We start from the raw sequence: 23,646 nt of genomic DNA, 5'->3' as shown, positions 1-23,646 counted from the left end.
GGCGGCGCCGAGTCGCCGGACGCCTGGTGGCACCGTCTTCGGCATGGACCTGACCGTGATCCTCGGCCCGATGAAGGGCGGCAAGTCACTCGAAATGATCAGCCTGCTGTCCCCGCTGCAGCACACCGGCATCCCGCACCGTGTCTTCCAGTCGGCCCGGCACGGGCGCGACACCGCGGTGATGTCCCGGTCCGGCGGCAGCCTGGAGACGGTCAAGGTGCACTCCCTGGCGGGCGCCGCCTCCGGCGGCTTCGAGGTGATCGGCGTCGACGAGATCCACATGTTCACCACCGCCGACATCGCCGAACTCGGCGTCGCCGTCCGCGCCGGCATCAAGGTCGTCGTGGCCGGCATCGACCTCGACCACCGGGGCCAGCTGTTCGCACCGGTGCGGGCCCTCTTCGAACTGGCCCCCGAAAAGGTCATCTACCGCCGGGCGGTCTGCGACGTCTGCCGCTCCCTGGACGCCACCCACACTCAGGTCCTCGAACACGGCAAACCCTTCATCCGCGAACTCGCGCCTTCCACACCCCTCCCGGACGACGGCACCTACACGTACGAGGCCCGCTGCCGCCGCTGCGTCGTCCTACCCTGAGCCCCGGCCGCGCCCCCGGCCCCCGCACCCGGCGGCCGCCGCACCCGGACCGCCGCACCCCGGTCCCGCCGCACCCCGGTCCCGCCGCACCCGGACCGCCGCACCCTGTCACCGTCCCCGAACCACCGCGCCCCGACCGCCGCCCCGGCCCCGGCCCTGGCCGCGCCGCGCGCCGATCACTGCCCAGCCGGAACTGCCCGCAACATCAACGCGCCTCCCTTTCCGGCTCCGGTGACACCGGGCCCACCGCCCCTGTCGAGGAAGTTGATCTGCTAGCGCTACGAAATCGCGGTTTCAACCCCATGATCACAGCGATTTCGTAGCGCTAGCAGATCAACACCGCCACGCGGACGCCCTAAGCCCCACCACCGCATACGCCCCCAGCCCCACCACCGCATACGCCCCCAGCCCGCCCACCACCGCTCACAGGCCCCAGCCCCCCACCGCATACGCCTCCAGCCCCACACCGCATACGCCCCCAGGCCCACCACCGCGGACGCCCCAGCCCCACCACCGCGGACGCCCTCAGTCCACCGCGGCGGCCTTCCGTCAAGCCTTCCCCGCCGGAAGAACATTCGCGCTGAGCAAAGTTGCGCAGTGGGCAAGCCCCCATGACCTGGCCGCCGCCGGTGTGCCGGCCGGCAGCACGGGTGGCAGCGGCAGCTTGAACCTGGGCGCGCTGCCGGAGGCGGTGCAGCACATCGTGCGCGCAGCGTACGGGGACGCCACCGGCCACATCTTCCTGATCTCCGCGCTGATCGGTGTGGTCGGCGTGATCGCCGCCGTGGCCATGCGTCAGGTGACGCTGCGGGACAGCCTGGACCTGCCCGCCGAACTCATGGGCGCCGCGGTCGCCGCCGACGCGATCGACGGCGCCCCGCCCGTCGACGGCGGAGCCCCACGAAACGCTGACCCGACGTCATCGAAGCCCTGACCGGCGTACACGTTCGGTCAGGGCTTCAATGCCCGCGGAGCAGCGGTAGCCGCGCCTTTACGGCAGGTCGGACGGCCGGTAGCTGGTCGTCTTGTCGCCGGCGGTGACGGTCACGGTCAAGGCGTCCGCCTCGCCGCCCTCGGGGCCGGGCCACCACGCCGCCCACCAGCCGTTGTCCACACTGGCCTGGACGACCTTGCCGTTGTCGAGCCGCACCTCGACGCCGGTGATGCCGTCGCCGGCCAGGCCCACGATGTTCGACCACATCGTGTCGCCCTCGCCGAGCGAACTCATCGTCTCCAGGTTGATCGTGCCGGCCGGCACCTTCGGGGTGCCCTCGGTCAGGGACATCGACGCGAGCTGGTCGTCCCCGACGCCCAGGCATTCGACGACCACGCCGTTGCTCTTGCGCAGGACGAGCAGGGTCGCCTCGCCGCGCTGTTCGGCCAGCAGCACGTCGGATGGGTTCACCGTCGGGGACGCCCCGCCGCCCACGTCGTTGCCGGCACAGATCTTCGCCTGCGGCAGCACCTCCGCACCGCTGCGGGCCGCCGGCAGCGCCGTCCACGACGCGACAGCCTTCTCCGCCGCGCCCGGCACGAGCGCCGGCACCCCGAACGCCGCCACCGCACCGACCGCCGCCGCGGCGGCACCGACGACCAGCCACCGCCGGCGATCCCACAGACCGCTCACGGCCGGTGAGCCGCTGCGGGCCGGAGAACCGCTGCGGGCCGGAGAGCCGGAAACGGCCGGGGAGCCGGCGACGACTCGATCGACGAAAGCCTCCGCCCGGGCCCACTCCTCGGCGCTGGGCTCCCGGTTGCGGGCCGGGTCGAGCACCGCGAGCCGGTCCAGGTCCTTCATGCTTTCGTCCATGACTGCTGCTCCTTGACGGTTCGGGGGTGTGCGGGTGCGGCGGGTTCGAGGGCGGCCTGCAATCTGCTGCGCGCCCGCGCCAGGCGCATGGCGAAGGCGGACCGCCGGCAGTTCAGGACTGTTGCGGCCTGTTCCGAGGTGAGGCCGTCGAAGGCGACGAGCGCGAGCACCTCGCGGTCGGCCACGCTCAACGTCCGCCAGGCCCGTTCCAGGTCGATGCGGGCGGCCGTGCCGGCGGCCCCGTCCGGTGCCGTCGTGTTCTCCACCGACATCAGCCGGACGTCGAGGGCACGCCGCCGCAGCCAGCTGCGGGTCCGGTTCGCCATCGTCTTGTGCGCTATGGCGAACAGCCACGGCCGGGCGTCCTCGGGCAGTTCGCCGAGCCGCCGCCACGCGGTCAGGAAAACCGTCGACACGATGTCCTCGGCGTCGTCGGCCGGTACCCGGCGCTCCACGAAACGCAGCAGGTCGGCGTACGTCTCCCGGTGCAGCCGGCGGAAGCGTTCCTCGGCGCCCGCCGCCGTCATGTAGTTGCTCCTTGGTGGTCCATACCCGGTACCTGTCCGGACCGGGCGGCACTGTCACACCCCGTCCGCGATCTTTTTTCGGGACGTCGCCGCCCCGCCCCAGGATGAGGGGATGGCCTGCCGCGACGGGCGGTTTCGGCGCGATCCGGCGGCCGACCGGACCGTCGCCTTCTGTCACGCATCGTCAAGGTCGACAATGTGTGCCATGACTGACGACGTACGTGACCGCATTCTCGGGCTGCTGCATGCCGGATCCGCCACGGTGGCCGGGCTGGCGGAGCGGCTCGGCTTGCCGGGCGGCGTCGTGAGTTTCCACGTGAAGATGCTCGAACAGAGCGGTCTGGTCCGGGCCGGCAACCCCCGGGTGGAGCGCGGGGTGCCGGTTGTCCGCTACGTGAGCACGGCGGCGGCCGCCGCCCCACCGCTGCGCGCGCCGGCGCCGCTGCCGGGCCTGACTTGGACGGGAACGGGCCGCTTCCCGATCCCGGTCTGGACGGTCGGCGGCGGACCGGCGGCGGGCCGGACGGGCGGCGCCACGGCGGCGGGCCGGACCGGCAGCGCCACGGCGGCGGGTCAGACCGGCAGCGGCTCAGCCGAAGCAACACCGGAAGCACAGGCCGGAACCGGAACGGCACGCGAAACCGCAGCCGAACCCCCGGCCGAACCCGCGACCGGGATCCCGGCGCAGATCCCCGGGCAGTTCATCCCCGGTCCCCGCCTGCTTGACGTCCGCCGGATCCCGATGGACGACGCCACCTTCTACGAGTACGCCACCCGCCTCGACGCCCTCAGCCGTGAGTTCGCCGGACGTGCCACGCCCGGCGCACCCGCTGCCGAGATCACGATCGCCCTGCACCGCCCCCGCACCGAGGCCGGCGGGTCCTGAAGAGCGAGTGAGAAAGAAGGACGGACTACGGGATGAAGACCGCCCGTACGCAGTCGTCCTCCTTCTCCTTGAACATCCGGTACCCCTCGGGCGCCTGATCCAGCGGCATCACGTGGGTGGCCAGATGCTCGGTCACCAGCTCGCCCTTGGCCATCCGCTCCAGCAGCATCGGGATGTAGCGCTGCCCGTGCATCTGCGCACCCCGTACCGTCAGGCCCTTGTTCATCATCGCGCCCAGCGGGAACTTGTCGACGAAGCCCGCGTAGACGCCGAGGACGAAGACGGAACCGCCCTTGCGGCAGGCGTGAATCGCCTCCCGGACCGCGATCGGCCGGTCCGTCTGCAGGCGCAGCTGCTGCTTGATCTGGTCGTAGCCGAAGTGCGCGCCCGGTGAGTGCGCCTCCATGCCGACCGCCTCGATGCAGACGTCGGGTCCCCGGCCGCCGCTGCGTTCCCGCAGTTCGGCGGCGACGTCGGTGGTCTCGTAGTTGATCGTCTCGGTGCCCAGCCCTTCGGCCTGGCTCAGCCGGTTCGCCAGGCGGTCGATGACGATCACCCGCTCGGCGCCGAGCAGCACCGCCGCGCGCGCCGCCATCTGCCCGACCGCGCCGGCGCCCCAGACCGCGACCACGTCACCGGGTTTGACACCGCCCAGGTCGGCGCCCATCCAGCCGGTTGACGCGGAGTCGGAGGCGAACAGCGCCCGGTCGTCACTGACGCCGTCGGGCACGGTGAACGCGCCGACGTCGGCGAACGGCACCCGGATGTACTCGGCGTGGCTGCCGGCGTTGCCGCCCATCGCGTGTGAGTAGCCGAAGCAGCCGCCCGGGGCGTGCCCCCACAGGGTTTCGGTGATCGCCGGGTTGGTGTTGCCGTTGTCGCAGAGCGAGAAGAGTTTCTGGTCGCAGTACCAGCAGTTGCCGCAGGCGATGAAGGAGGAGACGACGACGCGGTCACCGACCCGGTGGTTGCGCACGTCCGGCCCGACCTCGACGACCTCGCCGAGGAACTCGTGGCCGAGCACGTCACCCTTCTCCATGAACGGGATGTAGCCGCCGAGCAGGTGCAGGTCGGAGCCGCAGGTCACGGTCCGGGACACCTTGACGATGATGTCGCCGGGGTTGCGCAGTTCGGGGTCGGGGACGGTACCGACGGCGAGCTTGTTGACGCCCTGCCATTGCAACGCCTTCACAGCAGTCCTCCCTCGCGGCCGTGCTGGGTGGCCTTCTGCAGCGGCCGGTTGGTGAGCGTCGGTTTGGTGGTCGGCGGGCCGGCGGGCAGCAGCACGTCACCGACCTCGATCAGGGACCGGGTCTCGCGCAGGGCGCGACGGACCTCGCCGGGGGTGGTCGAGGAGCCTTCGGGGATGCGTACCGCGATCTCGGTGCCGCGACCCGCCGGCGCGGCACGCAGCGTGATCTCCACGCCGTCCGCGATCTCGCGCAGCGAGCCGGGCAGTTGCTGGGACTCCAGTTCCGACAGGGGCTTGAAGACCGTCACCACGTGGCGCCGGCCCGACTCGTCGGGTTTGCGGGCGGCGCGGCTTCGGGCCGCGGCTATCGCGGCGCCGGCGGCCAGCGGTGCGGCCAACATCAGAATCGTCTTTGTACGGGCCATGGCACGTCACATACCGCGCTCCATCCGGCCTAAACGAATAGGAACACCCCAGATGTACGTCCTCGAACAGCCGAACGGGCCGGACAAGTTCGTCCGGCCCGTTCACGACATATCGGGTATCAGTCGAGGGCGTCCTTGATCTTCTTCACCACGTTCTTCGCGCCCTGCGCGGTCGCACCGGCCCCGGTGCCGGGCTTGCCCGGTCCCATCGCGCCGTCGTAGGTGACGTACAGCTTGGGGTCCGGCGCCGGGCCGAGCGGCTTGTCGTCGGTGAGCGGCTGGGCGTCCGGCACGTAGATGATCTCGTTCTTGCCGTCCAGCGTCGGCCCCTGCGCCCAGCGGCCCTCACCGGCCCGGCTCGCCGGGTCGAAGCTGTAGAAGGTGTGGTTCGCCTCCTGGTGCTCGAACTCGGCGTTGGAGTCCTCGATGCCGGACTCGGTGAAGCCGTCGGCGATCAGCTGCTCGATGCCGAGCAGCCACTGCTGCTGGTGGTACGTGTCGCGGGCCAGGTTGAACTGCAGCATGTCCTTGACGCCACGGTCGTCGGTCATGTTGTAGACGCGGCTGGTCATCAGCCGGCTCTGCGCCTCGGCGGCCACGTTGGACCGGAAGTCCGAGAGCAGGTTGCCGCTGGCGATGATGTAGCCGGCGTTCCACGGCACACCGGCGGCGTCCCGGGGCAGCGCGCCACCGCCGGTGACGATGGCGTGCTGGAAGTTCATGCCACCCATCACGGCGCCGAGCATCGGGTTCGCCGCGGCGGCCTTCTCCTGGGCCTCGTTCGGGGCGCCCTCGAGCAGGCGGGCCAGCATGGTCGTGAGCATCTCGACGTGACCGATCTCCTCGGTCGCGATGTCCATGATCATGTCCTTGTACTTGCCGGGCACCCGGCACGACCAGCCCTGCCAGAGGTACTGCATCATCACGGTCATCTCACCGAACTGGCCACCGACCAGTTCCTGCATCTTCGCCGCCAGCACCGGGTCCGACTTCTCCGGCTTTGCCTGGAACTGCAGGTAGTCAACGTGCTTGAACATCTTGCGCTCCTCTGTGGCGAACGATTCGGGTTACGGAGCACTGGCTACCCGGCGAACTGACCTGATGGGGTCGCCCGTGGCCCCATCGTGCCCGCCGATCCGGGCACTGCGGGGCCCATGGTGGTTCTCGACCTGGCAGCACCGATCAAACAGCGCGTGACCCGGGTGGCGCCGTGGTTCGGTCCGGCCTTCGTGGCCGCGATCGCCTACGCCGACCCCGGCAACTTCGCCACCAACTTCACCGGCGGGGCCAGTTACGGATACCTGCTGGTCTGGGTGATCGTGGCGGCGAACCTGATGGCCATGCTGATCCAGTCGCTCTCCGCGAAACTGGGCCTGGTCACCGGGCGCGACCTGCCCGAGCTGTGCCGGGAGAACCTGCCCAAGCCGGTCAACCGCGGCCTCTGGGTGCAGGGTGAACTGGTCGCGATGGCCACCGACCTCGCCGAGATCATCGGTGGCGCCCTCGCGCTCTACCTGCTCTTCGGCCTGCCGCTGCCGATCGGCGGGCTGATCACCTGCGTCGCGGCGTTCGCGCTGCTGGAACTGAACCGGCGCGGCGTACGCCGGTTCGAGACGGTGATCGGCGTCCTGCTCGGCGTGATCCTGGTCGGCTTCCTCTACACCGCGGTCCGCTCCGGCAGCGACAACGCCGCGCTCGCCGCCGGCCTGGTGCCCTCGTTCGACGGCACCGACAGCCTGCTGCTGGCCACCGGCATCCTCGGCGCGACAGTGATGCCGCACGTGATCTACCTGCACTCGGCGCTCACCAAGACCCGCGCGGTGGCGGCCGCCGACCCGGTGCGCCGGCGCGAGGCGTTGCGGTTCCAGCGCGCCGACACCCTCATCGCCCTCGGCGCCGCGGGACTGGTCAACCTGGCGATGCTGGTGATCGCCGCGCAACTCTTCTTCGGCTCCGGGATCGGCGGGACCGACACCCTGGAGGGCATCCACAGCGGACTGGCCACGGTGCTCGACAGCCATGCCGCGCTGGCCTTCGCCATCGCGCTGCTCGCCTCCGGGCTGGCTTCGTCGAGCGTCGGGACGTACGCCGGTCAGGTCGTCATGCAAGGCTTCATCGGCCGCAGCATCCCGCTCTTCGCCCGCCGGCTGATCACCATGGCCCCGGCGATGCTCGTCCTGCTGATCGGCGTCGACCCGACGAGCGCCCTGGTCTGGTCACAGGTGGTGCTCTCGTTCGGCGTGCCGTTCGCGCTGGTCCCGCTGATCTGGCTGACCCGCCGCAAGGACCTGCTCGGCGACCAGGTGAACCATCCGATCACGACAGCCGTCGCCTCGGCCGCCGCTGCCCTGATCATCGCCCTGAACGTGTTCCTGCTGGTCAGAACGCTGGGTTGAGTGGTCCGTTTCCGGGAACTCGGGCGGCCATGTCCGAGTGCAGCAACCCGGCGCTGCCCGCCAGCAGAGCGGCCTCCGCACGACTGGAGACCCGCAGCCGGCGGAGCAGCGCCGCGGTCATCCGTTTCACCGTCCGCTCCGAGACGTGCATCCGCGCCGCGATGCCCGCTGTGGACGCACCCATCACGATCAGCCGCAGCAGCTCCCGTTCGGTGTCGCCGAGAGTCCCGGCGACCGGGTGCGGCGCCTGCCGGCGGTTCTGCTCGACCACCGCGCCGAGCAGCCGCTGCGGCAGCACCGCCCACCCGTCGAGCACCGCGAGGAGTGCCCGGAACAGGCCACCCGCGTCGCTGCTCTTCGGCACGAACCCGACGGCGCCGTGGCGCAGAGCCTCGGCGGCGAGCGCGGGATCGTCGTCACCGGACATCGCCACCACCCGGGCGCGCGGCGCGGCCCGGCGCACGGCCTCCACGGCGGCGAGGCCACCGGGTTCCGGCATGTGCAGATCGACGAGCACCAGGTCGGGTGCCGCATGGCGGGCCACCCCGGCGGCGTACGCCGCGTCCCCGGTACTGGCCACGACGGTGGCCACGCCCTCGCTCACTTCGGGCAACAGCAGTTCCAGTCCTCGTACGAACAGGTGGTGGTCGTCGACGACCACCACCCGGATCCCGGTCGGCATGAAGGCCGGATTCCCGCTTTGGAACGAGAAATGCACATGAATGGTCCCACCGATCCGGGCCTGCTCCTGGCCCGCAGCATCTGCCACGAACTACGCCCGCCGATGGCCACCCTGGTCGGACTCCTCAAAGCCCTCGAAGCAGCACCGACCGGGCCCCGCCGCGCCGAGCTGGCCCGGCTCGCGGTCGAACACGTCGCCTACGCCGAGGCCGTCCTCGGCGAGGCCGCGGAGACCGCGTTCCAGCTGGCCGGCTCCGAGCCGGCCCCCTCTCCCCCAGTGCCGTCCCAGCCGGCGCCGCCCCACCTTGCGCCGTCGCCCTCGGTGCCGTCGCCATCGGTGCCGCCGCCATCGGTGCCGTCCCAGCCGGCACGTTCCCCGTCGGTCCCGTCTCGGTCGGCGCCGTTCTCGTTGGCCGGGCTACAGCTTGCTCAGGTCCAGTCCGTTCAGGCCCGGCCCGTTCCGCTTCAGCCGGTCGCCGACGTGGTCGCACCGGTGACGTTGGACGAGGTCCTGCCGGTGATCATGAGTATCGCGCCACCCGGCCGGCTGGCCGTGACGGCGGGCAGGTCGGCCCTACGCTGGCCGGTGCACCCGCACCACACCCGGCAGATCCTCATCAACCTGGTCGGCAACGCCGTCCGGCACGGCCCCGGTCCGGTACCGCACCGATCCGGTCCTGCCCGGCGGGCTTCCGGCCCGGTCCGGCACGCGCCCAGGCCGATCCGGCTGCGACTCGGCCAACTGGCCCTGTACCGACACGCTCCGAGCCCTGTTCAACTCATCGCCCGGGTCCGCGGCCGCCGGTTGCACCTCAGCGTCCGCGACGGCGGCGGCCCCACGCCGGAACTGCACGCCGCCCTCAACCGCCGCACCCCGCCGCCGGACGACCGCGGTCTCGGCCTCTGGGTGGTCCGGCAGCGGCTGGCGGCATTGGGCGGGACGGTACGCGCCCGCGCCCTGGCCCCCACGGGTCTGGCGATGGACGTGGTCCTCCCCCGCTACCGGAACTGACCCACCACGGCGCTGCACCCTCCTGAAAAGTGGCCCGGCCCGCGCTGAAGGGTGGCCCGGCCGGGTCACCCGACGGCCCCGGCGGGTCGGTGGAGTGGGAAAGGCGACAGGCATGACCTACAGGACGCTGATTCTTGCTCCCTGGCTGGTGGCCCTGCTCGCACAGGCCGACGCCCACCCCCGCATCGGATTGCTGGCGCTGGCGATCCTGCTCGTCTGGGCCGCCCCGCTGGTCCGTGATCGCGCTGTCAACGGCCGGCGCGCCTCCATGTGACATCCAACAGCCGGCATGGACATAGGACAGCCCTCGGACGGCCGGCATGGACATCGGACGGCTGGCATGTGACATCGGGCGGTCTGGCCTTGACCGTGGGCCGCGCCGCCGGTTAGCGTTTGGCTTCTACCTGTGAAACGTTTCATCGAGAAAGTGGAACGATTCACCGCCGCTCGCTCACCGAGGAGAAAGTGCCATGCCTGACGTGCGCGCCACGCTGCGAGCGCAACGGATCGAGACCCCCTCCTGGGCGTACGCGAACTCGGGCACCCGATTCAAGGTGTTCGCGCAGCCAGGTGTGCCCCGCGACCCGTACGAGAAGATCGCTGACGCCGCCGTGGTGCACCGGCTGACCGGGGTCGCGCCGACCGTCTCGCTGCACATCCCGTGGGACACCGTCGAGGATTTCGGCAAGCTCGCCGCCTACGCCGAGGAACAGGGTGTCCGGCTCGGCGTCATCAACGCGAACGTCTTCCAGGACGACGACTACAAGCTCGGCAGCGTCACCAACCCCGACCCCCGGATCCGCCGCAAGGCCACCGACCACCTGCTGGCCTGCGTGGACGTGATGAACGCGACCGGTTCGAAGGACCTCAAGCTGTGGTTCTCCGACGGCACCAACTATCCCGGCCAGGACGACATCCGCGCCCGTCAGGACCGGCTCGCCGCCGCGCTGCGCGAGGTCTACGACCGGCTCGGTGACGACCAGCGCATCCTGCTGGAGTACAAGCTCTTCGAACCGGCCTTCTACACCACCGACGTGCCCGACTGGGGTACCGCTTACGCGCACACCCTGGAACTCGGACCGAAGGCCCAGGTCGTGATCGATACCGGTCATCACGCACCGGGCACCAACATCGAATTCATCGTGGCTTTCCTGCTGCGCCAGCGCAGGCTCGGCGCCTTCGACTTCAATTCACGCTTCTACGCCGACGACGACCTGATGGCCGGGGCTGCCGACCCGTTCCAGCTCTTCCGGATCATGTACGAGATCGTCCGCGGCGACGCCCTAGACCCGGCCGCCGGCATCACGTTCATGCTCGACCAGTGCCACAACATCGAGGCGAAAATCCCGGCGATAATCCGCTCGGTCACCAACATCCAGGAGGCGACCGCGAAGGCCCTGATCGTCGACCGGCCCGCCCTGGCCGCCGCCCAGCAGGAGGGTGACGTGCTCGCCGCGAACGCCGTGCTGATGGACGCCTTCAGCACCGACGTACGCCCGTTGCTGGCCGAAATCCGCCAGGAGCAGGGCCTGGCCGCCGACCCGATCGCCGCCTACCGGGCCAGTGGATACGCCGAGAAGATCAGCGCCGAGCGCGTCGGCGGCACCCAGGCCGGCTGGGGCGCCTGACCGGACCGGCCGCCGTCCCGGCCCGGGGAGAGCCGGGCGGGACGGCGGCCGATGTCAGCGACTCAGGACAGCGTGCAGCTCAGTGCCGGCGCGCCCGCCGAGCCGGAACCGATCAGGCCGAACGACGTCGACGCGCCAGGTGCCAGAGCGCCGTTGTGCGCGGCGTTGCGGACGGTGACCGCGGGCGTGCCCTGCACCCCGTTCCACAGGGAGCCGACAGTCGTACCGCTGGGATAGGTCCAATTGACGACCCAGCCCGTACCACCGACCGTTCCGGTATTACGCACCGTCACTTCGGCCTGGAAGCCGCCCGACCAGGAACTCACCGTCTTGTAGGCCGCCGAGCACCCCTGATCCCCGCTGCTGCCACCGCCGGTGCCGGTGGTGACGCTGCGTGCGGCGGAGGCGGCGGAGACGTTGCCGGCGGCGTCGCGGGCGCGGACGCTGAACGTGTACGCCGTCGCCGCCGTCAACCCGGTCACACTGTGCGACGTCCCGGAGATCGTGGCCACCACGGTGCCGTTGCGCAGGACGTCGTACGAGGTGACGCCGACGTTGTCGGTGGACGCCGCCCAGGTCAGGGTCAGCCCGGTCGCGGTCACGTTGGTTGCCGCAGGCTGGCCGGGCACGCTGGGCGCGACCGTGTCCGCCGAGCCGAAGACCTGGCTGACACTGATTCCCGTGGTGCTGCCGGCGCCGCCGAGCGGGACCTGGTGGTCGAGGCCGACGAACTTGCCGCCGTGCTGCCACAGGGCCGGTTTGAGCAGCGCGTACTTCTCTTCGTCCCAGGTCTTCCAGTCGTCCAGCAGCAGGCCGCCGGTGTCACCCGAGTTGGGGTTGAGCACCCAGAACGTCTGGTGCAGCCGGTGCTCGACGATCAGGTCACGCAGCGCGGTCATCCAGCGGTCCTGCCGTTCGTCCTGCCCGAGCCGGCCACCCCACTCACCGATCAGCAGCGGGGCGGTCCCGTCCTCGTGCAGGTAGAGCCAGTTCGGCCGCCACACGTCGTTGGTCAGCGAGTCCTTGTCGAACGGCTTGTCGAACCAGGGCTGGTTGAACACCAGCGGCCCGTAGTCGTGCGGCGAGTAGACCAGCTGGTCCTGATTGGCGCCGAGGTTGATCGGATGGTCGCGGACGCCCCGCAGGTTGCCGCCCCACCAGTTGTAGTAGTAGTTCGGCGACAGGTCGGGATCGGTGTTCGGCGAGGACCAGGTCTCACCTTCCCGGGGGTAGATCTCCTGGCCCTCGACCAGAACCAGGACGTTCGGGTTGATCGCCAGGATCCGCTTGGCCGCGGTCTCGGCGGTGTGCTTCCAGTTGTCGATGTCGGTGGAGCCGTCCCACTTGGCACGGGCGGTGTCGTTCGGCGTACCGTGCGGCTCGTTCTTGATGTCCATCGCGACGATCGTGTCGTTGGCCTTGTAACGGCTCGTCACCCACTCCCAGCCTTGGTAGAACAGCTCAGGGGTGATCGCGCCCTTGTACCAGACCGGGTGGATGTGCCCGGAGTTGTCGGCCTCGGCGCTGTGCACGTCGAGCATGACCTTGATGCCGTACTGCTCGCACAGCTGCAGCCAGAAGTCGAAGATCTGCAGACTGTTCTTGCCGGCCAGCTCCGGGTTGGCGTACGTGTTGACGTTGACCGTGCCGAAGGTCCCGGCCTTCCACTCCAGCAGAAGCTGAGTGGAGATCGGTACGCGCACGATGTTGATGCCGCGGTTCGCCATCGATCTGGTGATCTCGGTGATGTTGCCTGACCACAAACCGTGGAAGACCCGTTCCGAGGCGTTGAAGCCAAACCAGTTTGTTCCGGTTAGCCAGACCGGATTACCGGCTTCGTCGACGATCTGATTCCCCTGCACGTGGAGCCAGTCGGACGCCGGCACGGCCGCTGCCGCCCCGGGCGCGGCCACGGCTGGCGCGGTGACGCCGCCGGTCAGCGCCAGGGCAAGCCCGGCAGCTGCGGCGGCCAGGCGTCTCCTTGCTTGCCTGTCGAACACGCTCGAACTCCTTCATGGGGGATTGGGGACGAGAGCGCGGGAGCGCTCCCACGACATCCTGTAATCTCCCGGATACAAAACACAACCCTCAGCCATCAATGAACGTCGAAGTTCCGAGCCTGCCGGACAGTTCGGCGTCTACCGCGACGTCTGACGGATCGGGAAGCCTCGTCCCGTTCGGACCAGGTGGTGGAGCTCGTTGCGGAACCGGGTCATCCACTGGTCGATCTCGGGTCCGGTCCACCACAGCCGCCGGGGCGAGTATTCCCAGACGATGCGGGTCGTGCCGCCGACGACCGTGCATTCGACGTAGAGCGGCGGCTGCCGCACGCCGGCCCCGGGATCCCGCACGTCACAGACGGCGGCCGTACTCAGAGAGAAGAGGCCGCTGCGGCTCCGCGTCGGCATCTCGCCCTGGAAGTTGAACCAGAGCGTCGGAGCCGAGGTCCGGCGGATGCTCCGTCGCACGTCCGGATCGTCGTTCAGATATCTGAGGCCGTCGAACGACAGACCCCCGGACGGGACACCGGCAAGCCGTTCGCCCACCGCGGTCAGCGTCTCGGCCGGGCCCTGGGACCGGCTGTCCTCGAAGACGAGGGGGAAGGTGCAGTGCAGATCGCCGACCGTCCGTGAGAGATCTAGGCCGTGCACCGCCGTCTGTCTCCCCGAGCCGGAGAGCTCGACCACGAGACGCCCGCAGCTCCACTGGCGCTGAGCGGTCCGCACCAGCGCCGTGAGCAGAGTGGTGGCGAGCGGTGCGCGGCCTGCCTCCGGCCCGGTCATCCGTACGTTGCGGAGCGCGCGCGTCTCCTCGGGCGGCAGGCTGTGGCGGGCGGTGACCAGGTCCTCCATCCGCACGCCGGGATGCGCCAGCGGGTCGTAGGTGGCCGGCGGTGGCACTGCGAGCTGAGTACGCCAGAACTCCAGATCGTCCGTCGCGCCCCGGTGGGCGAAGTCGTTCATCCAGCCGGAGAACACCTCGAAGCGCGCCGACGTCCGGGCCGGCTGCATGGCCTCGCCCTGTTCGTCCAACCGGCAGAGGTGGTCCAGGTCATCCAGCAGGATGCGCACCGTGACCCCGTCCATCACGAGGCGGTGGACCACGATGAACAGACGTTGCCTGGAGCCGGTCCTGATCAGAAGGAGACGCATCAGCGGGCCGTGCTCGACGCTGACGCGGCGATGCTGCTCGCTGAGGAGCGCCGGGAGCACGTCGGGCCGGTCCAGCGTGATCGACTCGACGGCGAAACTGCCCTCGATGTCGCCGTAGCGCTGCGCGAATCGACCGTCGTCGCGGCGGAACCGCAGGCGCAGCGCCTCGTGCCGGGCGACCAGCGCGGACGCGGCTCGACGCAGACGGTCCGAGGTGAGCCGCCGATGGACGTCGAGCATGACCGTACGGGTCCATCCGTCCCATTGCCCTAGTTCCAGGGCGCGCCGCTGCGCGGCGCTGAACGAGACGTCGCCGGTGTCCGGAGCCTCGCCCGGTTCGGGGGGCGCCGGCTCGACGTGCCGTACCACCGAGGTCGCCATCGCCCGCAGGGTCGAGTCGTTGCCGAAGCTCGCCGGCGGGATGCGCGCTCCGGTCCGATCCTCGACGCGCTGGGCCAGATCGATCAACCCGAGCGAGTCGAGGCCGACGTCGGGCAGCGGCCGATCCACCGATACGTCGTTCGGGTCGGTCAGTTGCAGCACCTCCGCGACTTCGGTCTGCAGCAGGCGGAGCACGTACTCCGGCTCGCCGTCCGGGCCCGCCCGGGGCAACGTCTCCCGCGTCGGCCTGCGTTGTCCCGAGATCGCCGACGAACGCAGCGAGCCGACCGTCCACTGGTGCTTGCACTGTGTGCGTCGCAGCTTTCCGCTGGTCGTCTTCGGAATACTGTCCGGCCTCAACAGCAGGACCTCATGACACTGCACCCCACAGTGCGAGACCACTGCGGCCCGGATCGCCGAGGCCGCGCGGTCCAGCGGGATCGGCGCCCTGTTCCGCAGTACCTTCTTGCGCAGCTCGGCCGCCACCACGACCCGCTCGACGCCGTCGACCCGCACCCCGAAGGCGACCGCGTTGCCCGGCCGCAGAATCGGATCGGCCGCCACCACCGCCGCTTCCAGATCCTGCGGATGAATGTTGCGGCCCCCGACGATGATGAGGTCCTTGAGGCGGCCGCAGAGGAACACCTCACCGTCGTCGCCGATCACCCCGAGATCACCGGTACGCAGGAAACGTCGCCTGTCGGCCGGGCCGTCCCCGGTCGCCGGGCGCGCGGCGAAGACGGCCGCGTTCTCCTCCTCGGTCCGCCCCCAGTAACCGCTCGACACGCTGGGACTGGAGATCCACAGCTCGCCGACAGCGTAGGGCGGCCGCGGCCGCCGGGTCACGGGGTCGACGGCGATCACCGACACACCCCACTCCGCGTCGGGGACACCGCTGCCCACGAGCGTCACCGCGGGTGCGCCCGGTGCCGGCGCGACGATCACGCCGTCACGATCCAGCAGGGCCCGATCCCCGCGGAGCAGCGTCGGCTTCCGGCCCACCCTGCCGCAGACGAACAGCACGGCCTCGGCCATGCCGTAGATGTTGCCGAACGACGCCGGATCGAAGCCCATCCGGCTGAGCCCGGCTTCGAAGCGGTCCATCGTGGCGGCCAGCATCGGCTCACCGCCCTGCAGGGTGGCGCGGAGCGACGAGAGGTCGAACGAGTCGCCGTCGCGCAGACCGCGCAACACGTAGTCGTAGCCGGAGTTCGGCCCGGCGATGTGCGTGCCGCGATAGCGATCGATCGCCTCGAGCCACAGACGCGGAGCGGCCAGGAAGGTCATCGAGGAGAAGGCGATGCAGCGCGCCCCGGTGAACATCGCGTTGAGGATCCCGCCGGCCAGCCCCATGTCGTGGAACAGCGGCACCCAGCCGACGAGCACCGACTCGCTGTCGACCCGGGTGTTGCGTGCGATCAGCTCGAGATTGTGCGTCAGATTCCGGTGCCGCACGACGACGCCCCTGGGGGCCGACGTCGAGCCGGAGGTGTACTGCAGGTACACGACGTCGTCCGGCCCGAACCGGGCGGCCGCGCGGGCCAGCCGGGCCGCGGCCGCCTCAGGATCCGCACGCTTGACGCGATTGGACAGCAGCCAGACCAGTTCCGGCCAGCTCGACGTCTCGCGGCCGCGCCAGCGGCCCGCCACGCCGTCGCGTACCGACGCCAGCGTGGTGAGCGCGCGGTACTTCGCATGGGTGAGGGCGACGCGTGCGCCGCTGTCCTCGGCGATGTGCCGGAGCTTTGGCAGTTCCCGATCGAGATGCCGCGGGTCGGGGCTGGCCACCGGGACCGCGATCGCGCCGAGGAGCATGCACCCGAAGAAGCTCGCGACGAACTCCAGACCGTCGGGCGGGAAGATGAGCAGCACCCGGTCGCCGGGCGCGACCCCGGACGCCTGCAGGAAGTCCGCGATGCCGGCCGCCCGCCGCACGATCTCCTGGCGGTCCGCCGCGTCGATCTCCTTCCCGTGGCGATCGAGGAACGTGTAGAGGGGCGCCCGCGGAGCGGCGTCGAGGCGGTCAGCCATGGCGGTCAGCAGGCTCGCGGTCAACCGGGACTCCGGAGGATGAGGGGAGTTACTCGCTCGGACGTTACACCCGGGCGGTCGGCCTCAACCTCGGCGGTAGCTGGCAGCTCGACGCGTGAGCGACACGGGCGCCACTTATCTACGCCGGCTGGAGCCGAAGTCCAACCTTCAGGGGGACACCTTGAACCCAGGAGGGGGCGGCATCGAAGTGGACCGGTCGTTCAGCTGTCCAGCGGAACAATCGGGCTCGGACAAGACCCTTCCCAACGGGCACTAATCAGACGCAGCGGCCACGTTTCCGCACTCGCCGGGACACCACCCGGCCGGACTCCCCGGAAACGCGGCCGTACGAGGGCACACTGGGTTCAGCTGCTTGCTCACCGTTCAGGTGGGGTAACCACGGTGCCGTGACTATGGACCGTTCCCACCCCGCAGAGGACGACAACCGGCCGAGTGCCGGCCTCGATGCCGGTATGGACCGGCTCGAGGACCGGGTCGAGCAGGGCCTCGACCACATCAGCGCCATGATCAAGCCCCGGCTGCGGGGCTGGTTGCATGCCGGCACCTTCCCCGTCGCGGTCGCCGTCGGAGCACTGTTGACCGCGCTGTCCCCGGACGCCCCCTCGAAGCTGGCGCTGGGGCTCTTCACGCTGTCGGCGGCGCTGCTGTTCGGTATCAGCGCGCTGTATCACCGCGGTAACTGGGCCGGGCGCGCCGAGAAGGTGCTGCGGCGCTTCGACCACGCCAACATCTTCCTTATCATCGCCGGCACGTACACGCCGTTCTGCGTGTTGCTGCTGCCACCGGGCCATGCCCGTACCCTGCTGTGGATCGTCTGGGGCGGCGCACTCGCCGGCGTCGCCTTCCGGGTGCTGTGGGTCGGCGCCCCACGCTGGCTGTACGTGCCGGTGTACATCGCCCTGGGATGGGTGGCCGTGATCTACCTACCAACGTTCTGGCAGGCCGGCGGCGCACCGGTCATCACGTTCCTCGTCCTCGGCGGCGTGCTCTACACCCTCGGCGCTGTCGTGTACGGCTTCAAACGGCCCAACCCCAGCCCGCGCTGGTTCGGGTTCCACGAGGTCTTCCACGCACTGACCATCGCAGCCTTCGCCGCCCACTGCATCGGCATCTCCCTCGCGCTGCGCACCGCCACCGCGTAGGAACCGAGCTCGCCAGTCAAGCTGGACCGTGTCCACCGGTCCCGATTCCGGGCGCTTGGGCCGGGTTGCGAGACCCTTGACCCCGACGTCCATCTCAGCGGCTAACAGTGCAGGACAAACGCGGCCGACCGCGCTGATAGACGTGCGGCCTTACCAGTGTCGTTGAATCGCCCAACGGCCCCGGCGCACCGGCCGTGCCTCCCCCCGATACGGCGCGACCGGGTCGCGCCGTATCGGCGGCAGACCAGGACGTCGGTCTGCTGTCCTGGGTGTGGGCAAGCTTAAATGCGGAATCGGGAAACCAGGGTGCGTAGTTCGCCGGTGAGCTGGGACAGTTCGTCGACGGTCTGCTCGGTTTGGTGGACCAGTGCGGTGGTGTCGCGCGCGACGGTCGCTACCTCGCCGATGTTCGCGGCGATCTGGGTGGAGCCGGTCGCGGCCTCGGCGACGCTGCGGTTGATCTCGTTGGTGGTGGCGGTTTGTTCCTCTACCGCCGAGGCGATCGTGGTCTGGTATTCGTTGATCTGCTGAATGACCTCGGAGACCTGCTGGATCGCAGCGACCGCACCGGTGGTGTCAGCCTGGATGGCCTGCACTCGGCGGGCAATGTCCTCGGTCGCCCGGGCCGTTTCCTGGGCGAGGTCCTTGACTTCGCCGGCCACCACGGCGAAGCCTTTACCGAGCTCGCCGGCGCGGGCCGCTTCAATGGTGGCGTTGAGGGCGAGCAGGTTGGTCTGCTCGGCGATGCTGGTGATGGTCTTGACGACGTCGCCGATCTCACGGCTGGACGTGCCGAGCCGGGACATCGAGGCGGTGGTGGCCTGCACGGCAGTGACGGCCTTGCCGGCGACGGTGGCCGCTTCGTTGGCACTGTGTGAGATCTCCCGGATCGAGGCGCCCATCTCCGCGGAGCCTGCGGCGACGGTGTTCACGTTGCGTGACACCTCGTCGGCGGAGGCGGAAACCACGTCGGTCTGCTGCGACGACTTCCGCGCCCCGTCGGCGAGCTGGGCGGAGAGCCGGCCCATGCGCTCGCTGGCCGCGCTCAGCGTCTCGGTGCCGCTCGCCAGTCGACTCATCACGGCGCCCATTGATTCCAGGGCGGTGTTGACCGACTTGCTCATCTGTCCGACTTCGTCGTGGGATCGCACGTTGAGACGGCGCGTCAGGTCACCCTCAGCGACTGCCGCGAGCGCCGACACCGCGTCGCCCAACGGGCGGGTGACGCTGCGGGTGACCGTCCTGGCCACCACGGCCGCGATGGCGACCGCGCCGAGCAGCAGCAAACCCATCATCATCAGAAAGTTGTCGGCAATGCCCCGGGCGTCGGCGGTCTCCGACTTGTTCATCGCCTCTTCCATATCGATGAACACGTTGATGACGCGCAGCCACTCGATGAAGGCCGGCTTGGCGTCGCCGTTCAGCAGCTCGACCGCCTCGGCACGCTGGCCGCTCTCACGCAGCCCGATAATCCTCTCGACGAGCGGGTTGGTGTCCAGCTGAACCTTCGCGATACCGGCGAGGGCAGCCTTCTCGGCATCGTTGACATTGGAAGGATCGGCGAAGATGTCGTTCATCTTCGTCTCCGACTCCGTGTACGTCGCAGCCAGTTTGTCGATCAACGCCTTCTCGGCGTTGATCCCTGCGGTGTCGGTGGCGTAGACGAGGTCACGCAACGCGATGGCCCGGTCGTGCACGCTGCCGCGGAAGTTGATCGCGTACCGCTGCTTGACCGCGTTTCGGTCATTGATCACGGCAAGCTTGTCATTGATCCGGTTGACCTGGGCCACACCCACCACAGCCAAGGCGACCATGGCGAGGACCACTACAAGGAATCCCGCACCCAGGCGGCGTCCGATCGTCATATTCTTCATCTTTGAGGCGCCTCTGGACTCGTCTCACTCCGCCATCCCGGAACCGGGGGCATACTCACCTATCGACACCCGACAGGCGAGTATGAGCTTTGGGACTCCGGGCGGTGCGCCGAGCAGACCGCCTGTGTGCGTTGAGCGGAATTACCGAGCACGATCCGGGCCACGAAGCAAATCCGGTCGCGAGTGTCCTGCCCCAGCCTCTCCGACCTGCCCGGCAACTCACCGGCGGACTTCGGCGGCGGTGGCGTGGTAGACCGCTCGACCAGTCTCGGATTGCGGGTGGCGCCGAGGCCGATGTTCTGCGGGAAGATGGTGGCGCCGTGCACGTTGCCGTGGCCGTGGGCGGCATCGACGCCGTAGATGATCGGGATCTGCAGCGGGGTGCTCATAGCGGCCTGCTGGAAGGTGAGCGTCGCAACGGTCGACGCCGTGGGCGGCCGGGTCGCGGCGCTCATCGAGCAGTAGCACCGGCCACGGATCGTCCGGGGCCGCCACCAGGCAGCCCCAAACCACCGTGTCAGCGCCGTCGTCAGCCTCGGGCGCGAACCTGGCCCACCGCATCCAGTGCACTGATCAGGGCCGGGGCGCACGCTGCGGGTGAGACGAGTGACGACCTGCATGAAGCAAGCGTGGTCCCGCTCCGATCACGGCCAACCGGCCCGTGACTCAGCGGGGGTCGTAGCCGCCCGCCGCGATTTCCCCCACCAGCGACGGACGGACCGGCTGCCAGCCCAGCACCCGCCGCGCCTTCTCGCCCGTGGCCTGCTGGTCCAGCAGCAGCGCCCGCCCGAACTCGCCGAGCCGCTCCACGGTGGCCGCCGCAGGCTCCGGGACCACCCGGCCGCCCAGGCCGAGGCGGTGGCTCGCCGCTTCGCCCAGCTCGCGGGTCGTCGGGTTGACGCCGCTCACGCCGAGGAACACCTCGCCGTGGCCGGCCCGATCGAGCGCCGCCACGTAGAGCCGGGCCAGGTCGTCGACGTGCACGGTCGTCCAGTGCTGGGTGCCGTCGCCGATCAGCGTCAGCGCGTCGCCGGTTACGGCCGCCCCGACGACCATGCCGGGGATGCCGCTGCCGTGGCCGTAGACGATGCCGGGCTCGATGAGCACCGCACGCAGCCCCGCCGTGGTCAGCACCCGCCGGTCGATCTCCTGACGCCAGGCCACCAGCGGCGGCGCGGCGACCGGGGTCTCCTCGGTGATCGCGGCGCCGTCGCCGTGGACCCAGACGCCGCCGGTGCGGATGAACGTCGCCGGCCCGCCGGCGAGCACCGCGTCGGCGAACGCCGCCTCGGCCGCGGCGCTCGAGGCGTCGCCGGGACTTGCCGTGTGGATCACCGCGTCGCTCTTGCCGGCGAGCTCACGCACCAGGTCGGCGTCGCGCATGTCGCCGATGACGGGGTCGAGGCCGGCGGCGGACACCCGGCCGGCGGCGTCGGAGGTGCGCACCAGCGCGGTGACGGCGTGGCCGTCGGAGAGCAGCGCGGAACGGACAGCGGAGCCGATGTAACCGGTGGCACCGGTCAGCAGAATCTTCACGGGAGAAAGCGTCCCGCGCGGCGGTCATCGTGTCCAACGAATGCTGTTCATACCAGCTATCGCCGTCGGCGATAGGATCATGGGATGGAGCAGCGTCAACTGGAGTTTTTCATCGCGGTGGCCGAGGAGCTGAACTTCACCCGCGCCGCGAGACGCACCCACGCCGTCCAGTCGACCGTCTCCGCGAGCATCCGGGCCCTGGAACGCCACCTGGGCACCCCGCTCTTCGACCGCACCAGCTCGCGCGTGACACTCACCGCCGCCGGCCGGGCCCTGCTGCCGGAGGCGAAGAACGCCCTGGAGTCCCTGGACGCGGCCCGCGCCGCGGTGGAGGACGCCGGCCGGGGACTGCGCGGCAACGTGCGCCTGGGCACGCTGGCCGGCCTGACCGTCATCGACCTGCCGGGGCTGGCCGGTGACTTCCGGGCACGGCATCCGGGGGTACGGCTGTCGATGACCGTGGCGGCCGAGGGCAGCTCCGGCCTGCTCGACCGGCTGCGCGCCCATCAGCTGGACGTCGCGTTCGTCGGGGTGGAGATCTGCGCCGTGGACGGCATCGCGATGGACCCGGTGGCGACCTTCCAGCCGCGTCTGCTCGTACCCCTGGGTCATCCGCTCGCCGGAACGGAACGTGTCGACGCGGCGGCCCTGGCCGGTGAGCCCTTCGTCGACATGCCGGCCGGGTACTGCAACCGGCTGCGGTCGGACAACGACTTCCGGCGGGCCGGCCTGACCCGTACCGTCGTGGTCGAAGTCAGCGATCTGACCACCGTGCCCCGCTATGTCGAGGCGGGCCTCGGCGTGGCCGTGGTGCCCCCGCTGCGCGCCGAGGCGGGCGCCCGCGTCGTGCCGGTCGAGCTGGACCCACCGGCGACGCCGTGGACCCTGGCCGTGGCCCGGCCGGCGGCGATCGCGCCGAGCCGTGCCGTGCGGGCGTTCCTGGAGCTGGTGCCGGAACACACCGCCGGCACCGACGCGTACTGAGGCCGCAGACAGCGGGACGCCTCAGTTCCAGAAACCGGCGTGCACCTCGGTGGCGCTCCGCAGCGCCGCCGGTCCGTCGATCACGATCGGCCGGGCGCCGCGTTCGAAGACCTCCCGCGACGAGAGCCGCAGCGCCGGCTTGCCGATCATCGCGCCGAGCTGCTCCGAGGAGAGGGCGAAGACGATCCGGCCGATGCCGGACCAGTAGATCGCGCCCGCGCACATGGCACACGGCTCGGTGCTCGTGTAGAGGACGCTGCCGGCGCGGACGGCCGGGTCCAGGCGCCCGGCGAGCCGGACCAGGTTGGTCTCGGCGTGACCGGTCGGGTCGGCGGCGGTCACGATGTTGTTGACCGCCTCGAGGACCTCGCCGCCGGGTGTGACGAGCAGGGAGCCGAACGGCTCGTCCCCACTGTCCCGGGCGTCCCGGGCGAGCGCGACCGCCCGTTCCAGGTGCGTCTCGTCGGCCGCCGTGATCCCGCTGGACGTCACAGGTGTCATCGCCCCATCGAAGCAGGCGAGACCAAGCGAGGCGAAATCAAGCCACGCGAGATCAAGCGAGGCGAGAGAGCCAGGCGAAATCAAGCGAGGCGAGAGAGCCAGGCGAAATCAAGCCAGGCGTACGGTAGCCAGCGCCGCACCGACCAGCAGGCCCATCCCGTTGGTCGCCCAATGCAGTGCGGCCGCCGCCAGCAGGCTCCCGCTGCGCCGGCGCAGTTCGCAGAGGAGCAGCCCGGCCAGCGCCGTGAAACCGACCGCGCCGAGCACGGTGAGCACCTGTCCGCCGAGACCGGTGCCGAACGCCGCGCCGACCGCCCGGTTCGCCTCGGCGAGACGCAGGGACGGCAGGATGTGCCAGAGCCCGAACAGCATCGACGAGATCACGCTGGCCCAGAACGCGCCGCGGTGCCGGCCGACGAGGCCCAGCAGGACACCACGGAAGGCGACCTCCTCGAGCAGGACGGTGCCGAGTGGAATCACCAAGAAAGCGGTCGCGAGGACGGCGCTGAGGTGCAGATCGTACCGGCCGTCCTGGAACGCCGGCCGGGTGGCGGGCACGGCCGCGGCGATGCCGTAGACGACGGCGACGGCGAGCACCGCGCCGGCCGCGTACTTGGAGCCGCGGGCCAGGGTGCGCGGGGACAGACCGAGGTCGTGCCAGGTCAGCCCGGAGCGGCGGGCGAGCAGCAGCAGACCGACGGCGACCAGGGGGCCGGCGACCAGGCCGGTGCGGGGCGGGCCGTACTTGTTCGCCACGTTGACCACGACCAGCACCAGCACGATGGCACCGAGAACGAGTCCGAGGCGACGCCGGCTCAATTGTTGGTCAGGCACAGTCGCGGGACGATACCGGTGCAAAGTGGATCTCACCC

The 23,646-nt window shown here is 70.3% G+C and carries 21 protein-coding genes and 1 pseudogene; 9 read left to right on the top strand and 13 right to left on the bottom strand.

Features of this window, described 5'->3' with window-relative positions; translation table 11 throughout:
• The first annotated feature begins 43 nt into the window (after positions 1–43).
• Complete coding sequence (locus tag LPA41_RS11055; protein ID WP_229070011.1) at positions 44–595, top strand: thymidine kinase; 552 nt, start codon at positions 44–46, stop codon at positions 593–595.
• A 664-nt stretch (positions 596–1,259) separates the two neighbouring features.
• Positions 1,260–1,529: a hypothetical protein gene (locus LPA41_RS11050; RefSeq protein WP_374238147.1), complete on the top strand. Its 270-nt coding sequence runs from the start codon at positions 1,260–1,262 to the stop codon at positions 1,527–1,529.
• 57 nt (positions 1,530–1,586) lie between these two features.
• Here LPA41_RS11050 and LPA41_RS11045 read toward each other — a convergent pair whose 3' ends face one another.
• Positions 1,587–2,405: a hypothetical protein gene (locus LPA41_RS11045; RefSeq protein WP_229070010.1), complete on the bottom strand. Its 819-nt coding sequence runs from the start codon at positions 2,403–2,405 to the stop codon at positions 1,587–1,589.
• Complete coding sequence (locus LPA41_RS11040) at positions 2,390–2,932, bottom strand: RNA polymerase sigma factor (protein WP_229070009.1); 543 nt, start codon at positions 2,930–2,932, stop codon at positions 2,390–2,392. The genes LPA41_RS11045 and LPA41_RS11040 overlap by 16 nt, the downstream gene beginning before the upstream one ends.
• A 205-nt stretch (positions 2,933–3,137) precedes the next feature.
• Here LPA41_RS11040 and LPA41_RS11035 point away from each other — a divergent pair, with 205 nt between their 5' ends.
• Positions 3,138–3,818, top strand: coding sequence for a winged helix-turn-helix domain-containing protein (locus LPA41_RS11035; protein ID WP_229070008.1), 681 nt, complete (start codon positions 3,138–3,140; stop codon positions 3,816–3,818).
• A 25-nt stretch (positions 3,819–3,843) separates the two neighbouring features.
• Here LPA41_RS11035 and LPA41_RS11030 read toward each other — a convergent pair whose 3' ends face one another.
• From LPA41_RS11030 to LPA41_RS11020, 3 genes are all read right to left on the bottom strand, one after another.
• Positions 3,844–5,010: a zinc-dependent alcohol dehydrogenase gene (locus LPA41_RS11030; protein WP_229070007.1), complete on the bottom strand. Its 1,167-nt coding sequence runs from the start codon at positions 5,008–5,010 to the stop codon at positions 3,844–3,846.
• On the bottom strand, positions 5,007–5,411 hold the full coding sequence (locus tag LPA41_RS11025) for a hypothetical protein (RefSeq protein WP_229070006.1): 405 nt from the start codon (positions 5,409–5,411) through the stop codon (positions 5,007–5,009). The genes LPA41_RS11030 and LPA41_RS11025 overlap by 4 nt, the downstream gene beginning before the upstream one ends.
• A 143-nt stretch (positions 5,412–5,554) precedes the next feature.
• Complete coding sequence (locus LPA41_RS11020; protein ID WP_229070005.1) at positions 5,555–6,472, bottom strand: manganese catalase family protein; 918 nt, start codon at positions 6,470–6,472, stop codon at positions 5,555–5,557.
• Positions 6,473–6,589: 117 nt separating this feature from the next.
• Between LPA41_RS11020 and LPA41_RS11015 the strand changes: the two genes are divergently transcribed.
• Positions 6,590–7,831 (top strand): Nramp family divalent metal transporter, encoded by a 1,242-nt coding sequence (locus tag LPA41_RS11015; RefSeq protein ID WP_229070004.1) that lies wholly within the window; start codon positions 6,590–6,592, stop codon positions 7,829–7,831.
• Here the strand turns inward: LPA41_RS11015 and LPA41_RS11010 are convergent.
• Entirely contained in the window at positions 7,815–8,513 is a 699-nt protein-coding gene (locus LPA41_RS11010) for a response regulator transcription factor (RefSeq protein WP_229070003.1), read from the bottom strand. The genes LPA41_RS11015 and LPA41_RS11010 overlap by 17 nt on opposite strands.
• Before the next feature lie 36 nt (positions 8,514–8,549).
• Between LPA41_RS11010 and LPA41_RS11005 the strand changes: the two genes are divergently transcribed.
• The 3 genes from LPA41_RS11005 to rhaI all read left to right on the top strand — a co-directional run bounded on the left by LPA41_RS11005 (position 8,550) and on the right by rhaI (position 11,152).
• Entirely contained in the window at positions 8,550–9,524 is a 975-nt protein-coding gene (locus tag LPA41_RS11005) for an ATP-binding protein (RefSeq protein ID WP_229070002.1), read from the top strand.
• A gap of 112 nt (positions 9,525–9,636) precedes the next feature.
• Positions 9,637–9,798: a hypothetical protein gene (locus LPA41_RS11000; RefSeq protein WP_229070001.1), complete on the top strand. Its 162-nt coding sequence runs from the start codon at positions 9,637–9,639 to the stop codon at positions 9,796–9,798.
• A gap of 196 nt (positions 9,799–9,994) precedes the next feature.
• A complete protein-coding gene (rhaI, locus tag LPA41_RS10995) occupies positions 9,995–11,152 on the top strand; it encodes an L-rhamnose isomerase (RefSeq protein WP_229070000.1) in 1,158 nt (385 codons plus the stop codon).
• A 62-nt stretch (positions 11,153–11,214) separates the two neighbouring features.
• Here the strand turns inward: rhaI and LPA41_RS10990 are convergent, their stop codons facing one another.
• Entirely contained in the window at positions 11,215–13,152 is a 1,938-nt protein-coding gene (locus LPA41_RS10990; RefSeq protein ID WP_374238146.1) for a cellulase family glycosylhydrolase, read from the bottom strand.
• A 138-nt stretch (positions 13,153–13,290) separates the two neighbouring features.
• Positions 13,291–16,740 (bottom strand): AMP-binding protein, encoded by a 3,450-nt coding sequence (locus LPA41_RS10985; RefSeq protein WP_229069999.1) that lies wholly within the window; start codon positions 16,738–16,740, stop codon positions 13,291–13,293.
• 389 nt (positions 16,741–17,129) lie between these two features.
• On the opposite strand from LPA41_RS10985, the gene LPA41_RS10980 reads away from it, so the two are divergent.
• Positions 17,130–17,879 (top strand): hemolysin III family protein, encoded by a 750-nt coding sequence (locus tag LPA41_RS10980; protein ID WP_374238145.1) that lies wholly within the window; start codon positions 17,130–17,132, stop codon positions 17,877–17,879.
• Between the two features lie 281 nt (positions 17,880–18,160).
• Here LPA41_RS10980 and LPA41_RS10975 read toward each other — a convergent pair whose 3' ends face one another.
• The 3 genes and pseudogenes from LPA41_RS10975 to LPA41_RS10965 all read right to left on the bottom strand — a co-directional run bounded on the left by LPA41_RS10975 (position 18,161) and on the right by LPA41_RS10965 (position 21,289).
• On the bottom strand, positions 18,161–19,744 hold the full coding sequence (locus LPA41_RS10975; RefSeq protein WP_229069998.1) for a methyl-accepting chemotaxis protein: 1,584 nt from the start codon (positions 19,742–19,744) through the stop codon (positions 18,161–18,163).
• Between the two features lie 234 nt (positions 19,745–19,978).
• Positions 19,979–20,139 (bottom strand): annotated as a pseudogene (locus LPA41_RS42685) (glycoside hydrolase family 3 N-terminal domain-containing protein); the annotation flags it as partial.
• A 280-nt stretch (positions 20,140–20,419) separates the two neighbouring features.
• Entirely contained in the window at positions 20,420–21,289 is an 870-nt protein-coding gene (locus LPA41_RS10965) for an NAD-dependent epimerase/dehydratase family protein (protein WP_229069997.1), read from the bottom strand.
• 84 nt (positions 21,290–21,373) lie between these two features.
• On the opposite strand from LPA41_RS10965, the gene LPA41_RS10960 reads away from it, so the two are divergent.
• Complete coding sequence (locus tag LPA41_RS10960; protein ID WP_229069996.1) at positions 21,374–22,273, top strand: LysR family transcriptional regulator; 900 nt, start codon at positions 21,374–21,376, stop codon at positions 22,271–22,273.
• Between the two features lie 21 nt (positions 22,274–22,294).
• Here the strand turns inward: LPA41_RS10960 and LPA41_RS10955 are convergent, their stop codons facing one another.
• Both LPA41_RS10955 and LPA41_RS10950 read right to left on the bottom strand, forming a co-directional pair.
• Positions 22,295–22,774, bottom strand: a complete 480-nt coding sequence (locus LPA41_RS10955; protein ID WP_229069995.1) for a nucleoside deaminase — start codon at positions 22,772–22,774, stop codon at positions 22,295–22,297.
• A gap of 108 nt (positions 22,775–22,882) precedes the next feature.
• Complete coding sequence (locus tag LPA41_RS10950; RefSeq protein WP_229069994.1) at positions 22,883–23,608, bottom strand: CPBP family intramembrane glutamic endopeptidase; 726 nt, start codon at positions 23,606–23,608, stop codon at positions 22,883–22,885.
• Positions 23,609–23,646: the final 38 nt, after the last annotated feature.

It is taken from the genome of Actinoplanes sp. DH11, from assembly GCF_020873875.1.
Taxonomy (GTDB): Bacteria; Actinomycetota; Actinomycetes; order Mycobacteriales; family Micromonosporaceae; genus Actinoplanes.
The sequence above is the reverse complement of the archived record's forward strand: the minus strand, read 5'-3'. Positions and strand labels throughout refer to the sequence as shown.

What these genes read in the sequence shown, in the direction of transcription:
- LPA41_RS11055 (WP_229070011.1), top strand. Translation starts at nt 44, where the DNA reads ATGGACCTGACCGTGATCCTCGGCCCGATGAAGGGCGGCAAGTCACTC.
- LPA41_RS11045 (WP_229070010.1), bottom strand. Translation starts at nt 2,405, where the DNA reads ATGGACGAAAGCATGAAGGACCTGGACCGGCTCGCGGTGCTCGACCCG.
- LPA41_RS11040 (WP_229070009.1), bottom strand. Translation starts at nt 2,932, where the DNA reads ATGACGGCGGCGGGCGCCGAGGAACGCTTCCGCCGGCTGCACCGGGAG.
- LPA41_RS11035 (WP_229070008.1), top strand. Translation starts at nt 3,138, where the DNA reads ATGACTGACGACGTACGTGACCGCATTCTCGGGCTGCTGCATGCCGGA.
- LPA41_RS11025 (WP_229070006.1), bottom strand. Translation starts at nt 5,411, where the DNA reads ATGTTGGCCGCACCGCTGGCCGCCGGCGCCGCGATAGCCGCGGCCCGA.
- LPA41_RS11020 (WP_229070005.1), bottom strand. Translation starts at nt 6,472, where the DNA reads ATGTTCAAGCACGTTGACTACCTGCAGTTCCAGGCAAAGCCGGAGAAG.
- LPA41_RS11015 (WP_229070004.1), top strand. Translation starts at nt 6,590, where the DNA reads ATGGTGGTTCTCGACCTGGCAGCACCGATCAAACAGCGCGTGACCCGG.
- LPA41_RS11010 (WP_229070003.1), bottom strand. Translation starts at nt 8,513, where the DNA reads ATGCCGACCGGGATCCGGGTGGTGGTCGTCGACGACCACCACCTGTTC.
- LPA41_RS11005 (WP_229070002.1), top strand. Translation starts at nt 8,550, where the DNA reads ATGAATGGTCCCACCGATCCGGGCCTGCTCCTGGCCCGCAGCATCTGC.
- LPA41_RS11000 (WP_229070001.1), top strand. Translation starts at nt 9,637, where the DNA reads ATGACCTACAGGACGCTGATTCTTGCTCCCTGGCTGGTGGCCCTGCTC.
- rhaI (WP_229070000.1), top strand. Translation starts at nt 9,995, where the DNA reads ATGCCTGACGTGCGCGCCACGCTGCGAGCGCAACGGATCGAGACCCCC.
- LPA41_RS10980 (WP_374238145.1), top strand. Translation starts at nt 17,130, where the DNA reads ATGGACCGTTCCCACCCCGCAGAGGACGACAACCGGCCGAGTGCCGGC.
- LPA41_RS10975 (WP_229069998.1), bottom strand. Translation starts at nt 19,744, where the DNA reads ATGACGATCGGACGCCGCCTGGGTGCGGGATTCCTTGTAGTGGTCCTC.
- LPA41_RS10960 (WP_229069996.1), top strand. Translation starts at nt 21,374, where the DNA reads ATGGAGCAGCGTCAACTGGAGTTTTTCATCGCGGTGGCCGAGGAGCTG.
- LPA41_RS10955 (WP_229069995.1), bottom strand. Translation starts at nt 22,774, where the DNA reads ATGACACCTGTGACGTCCAGCGGGATCACGGCGGCCGACGAGACGCAC.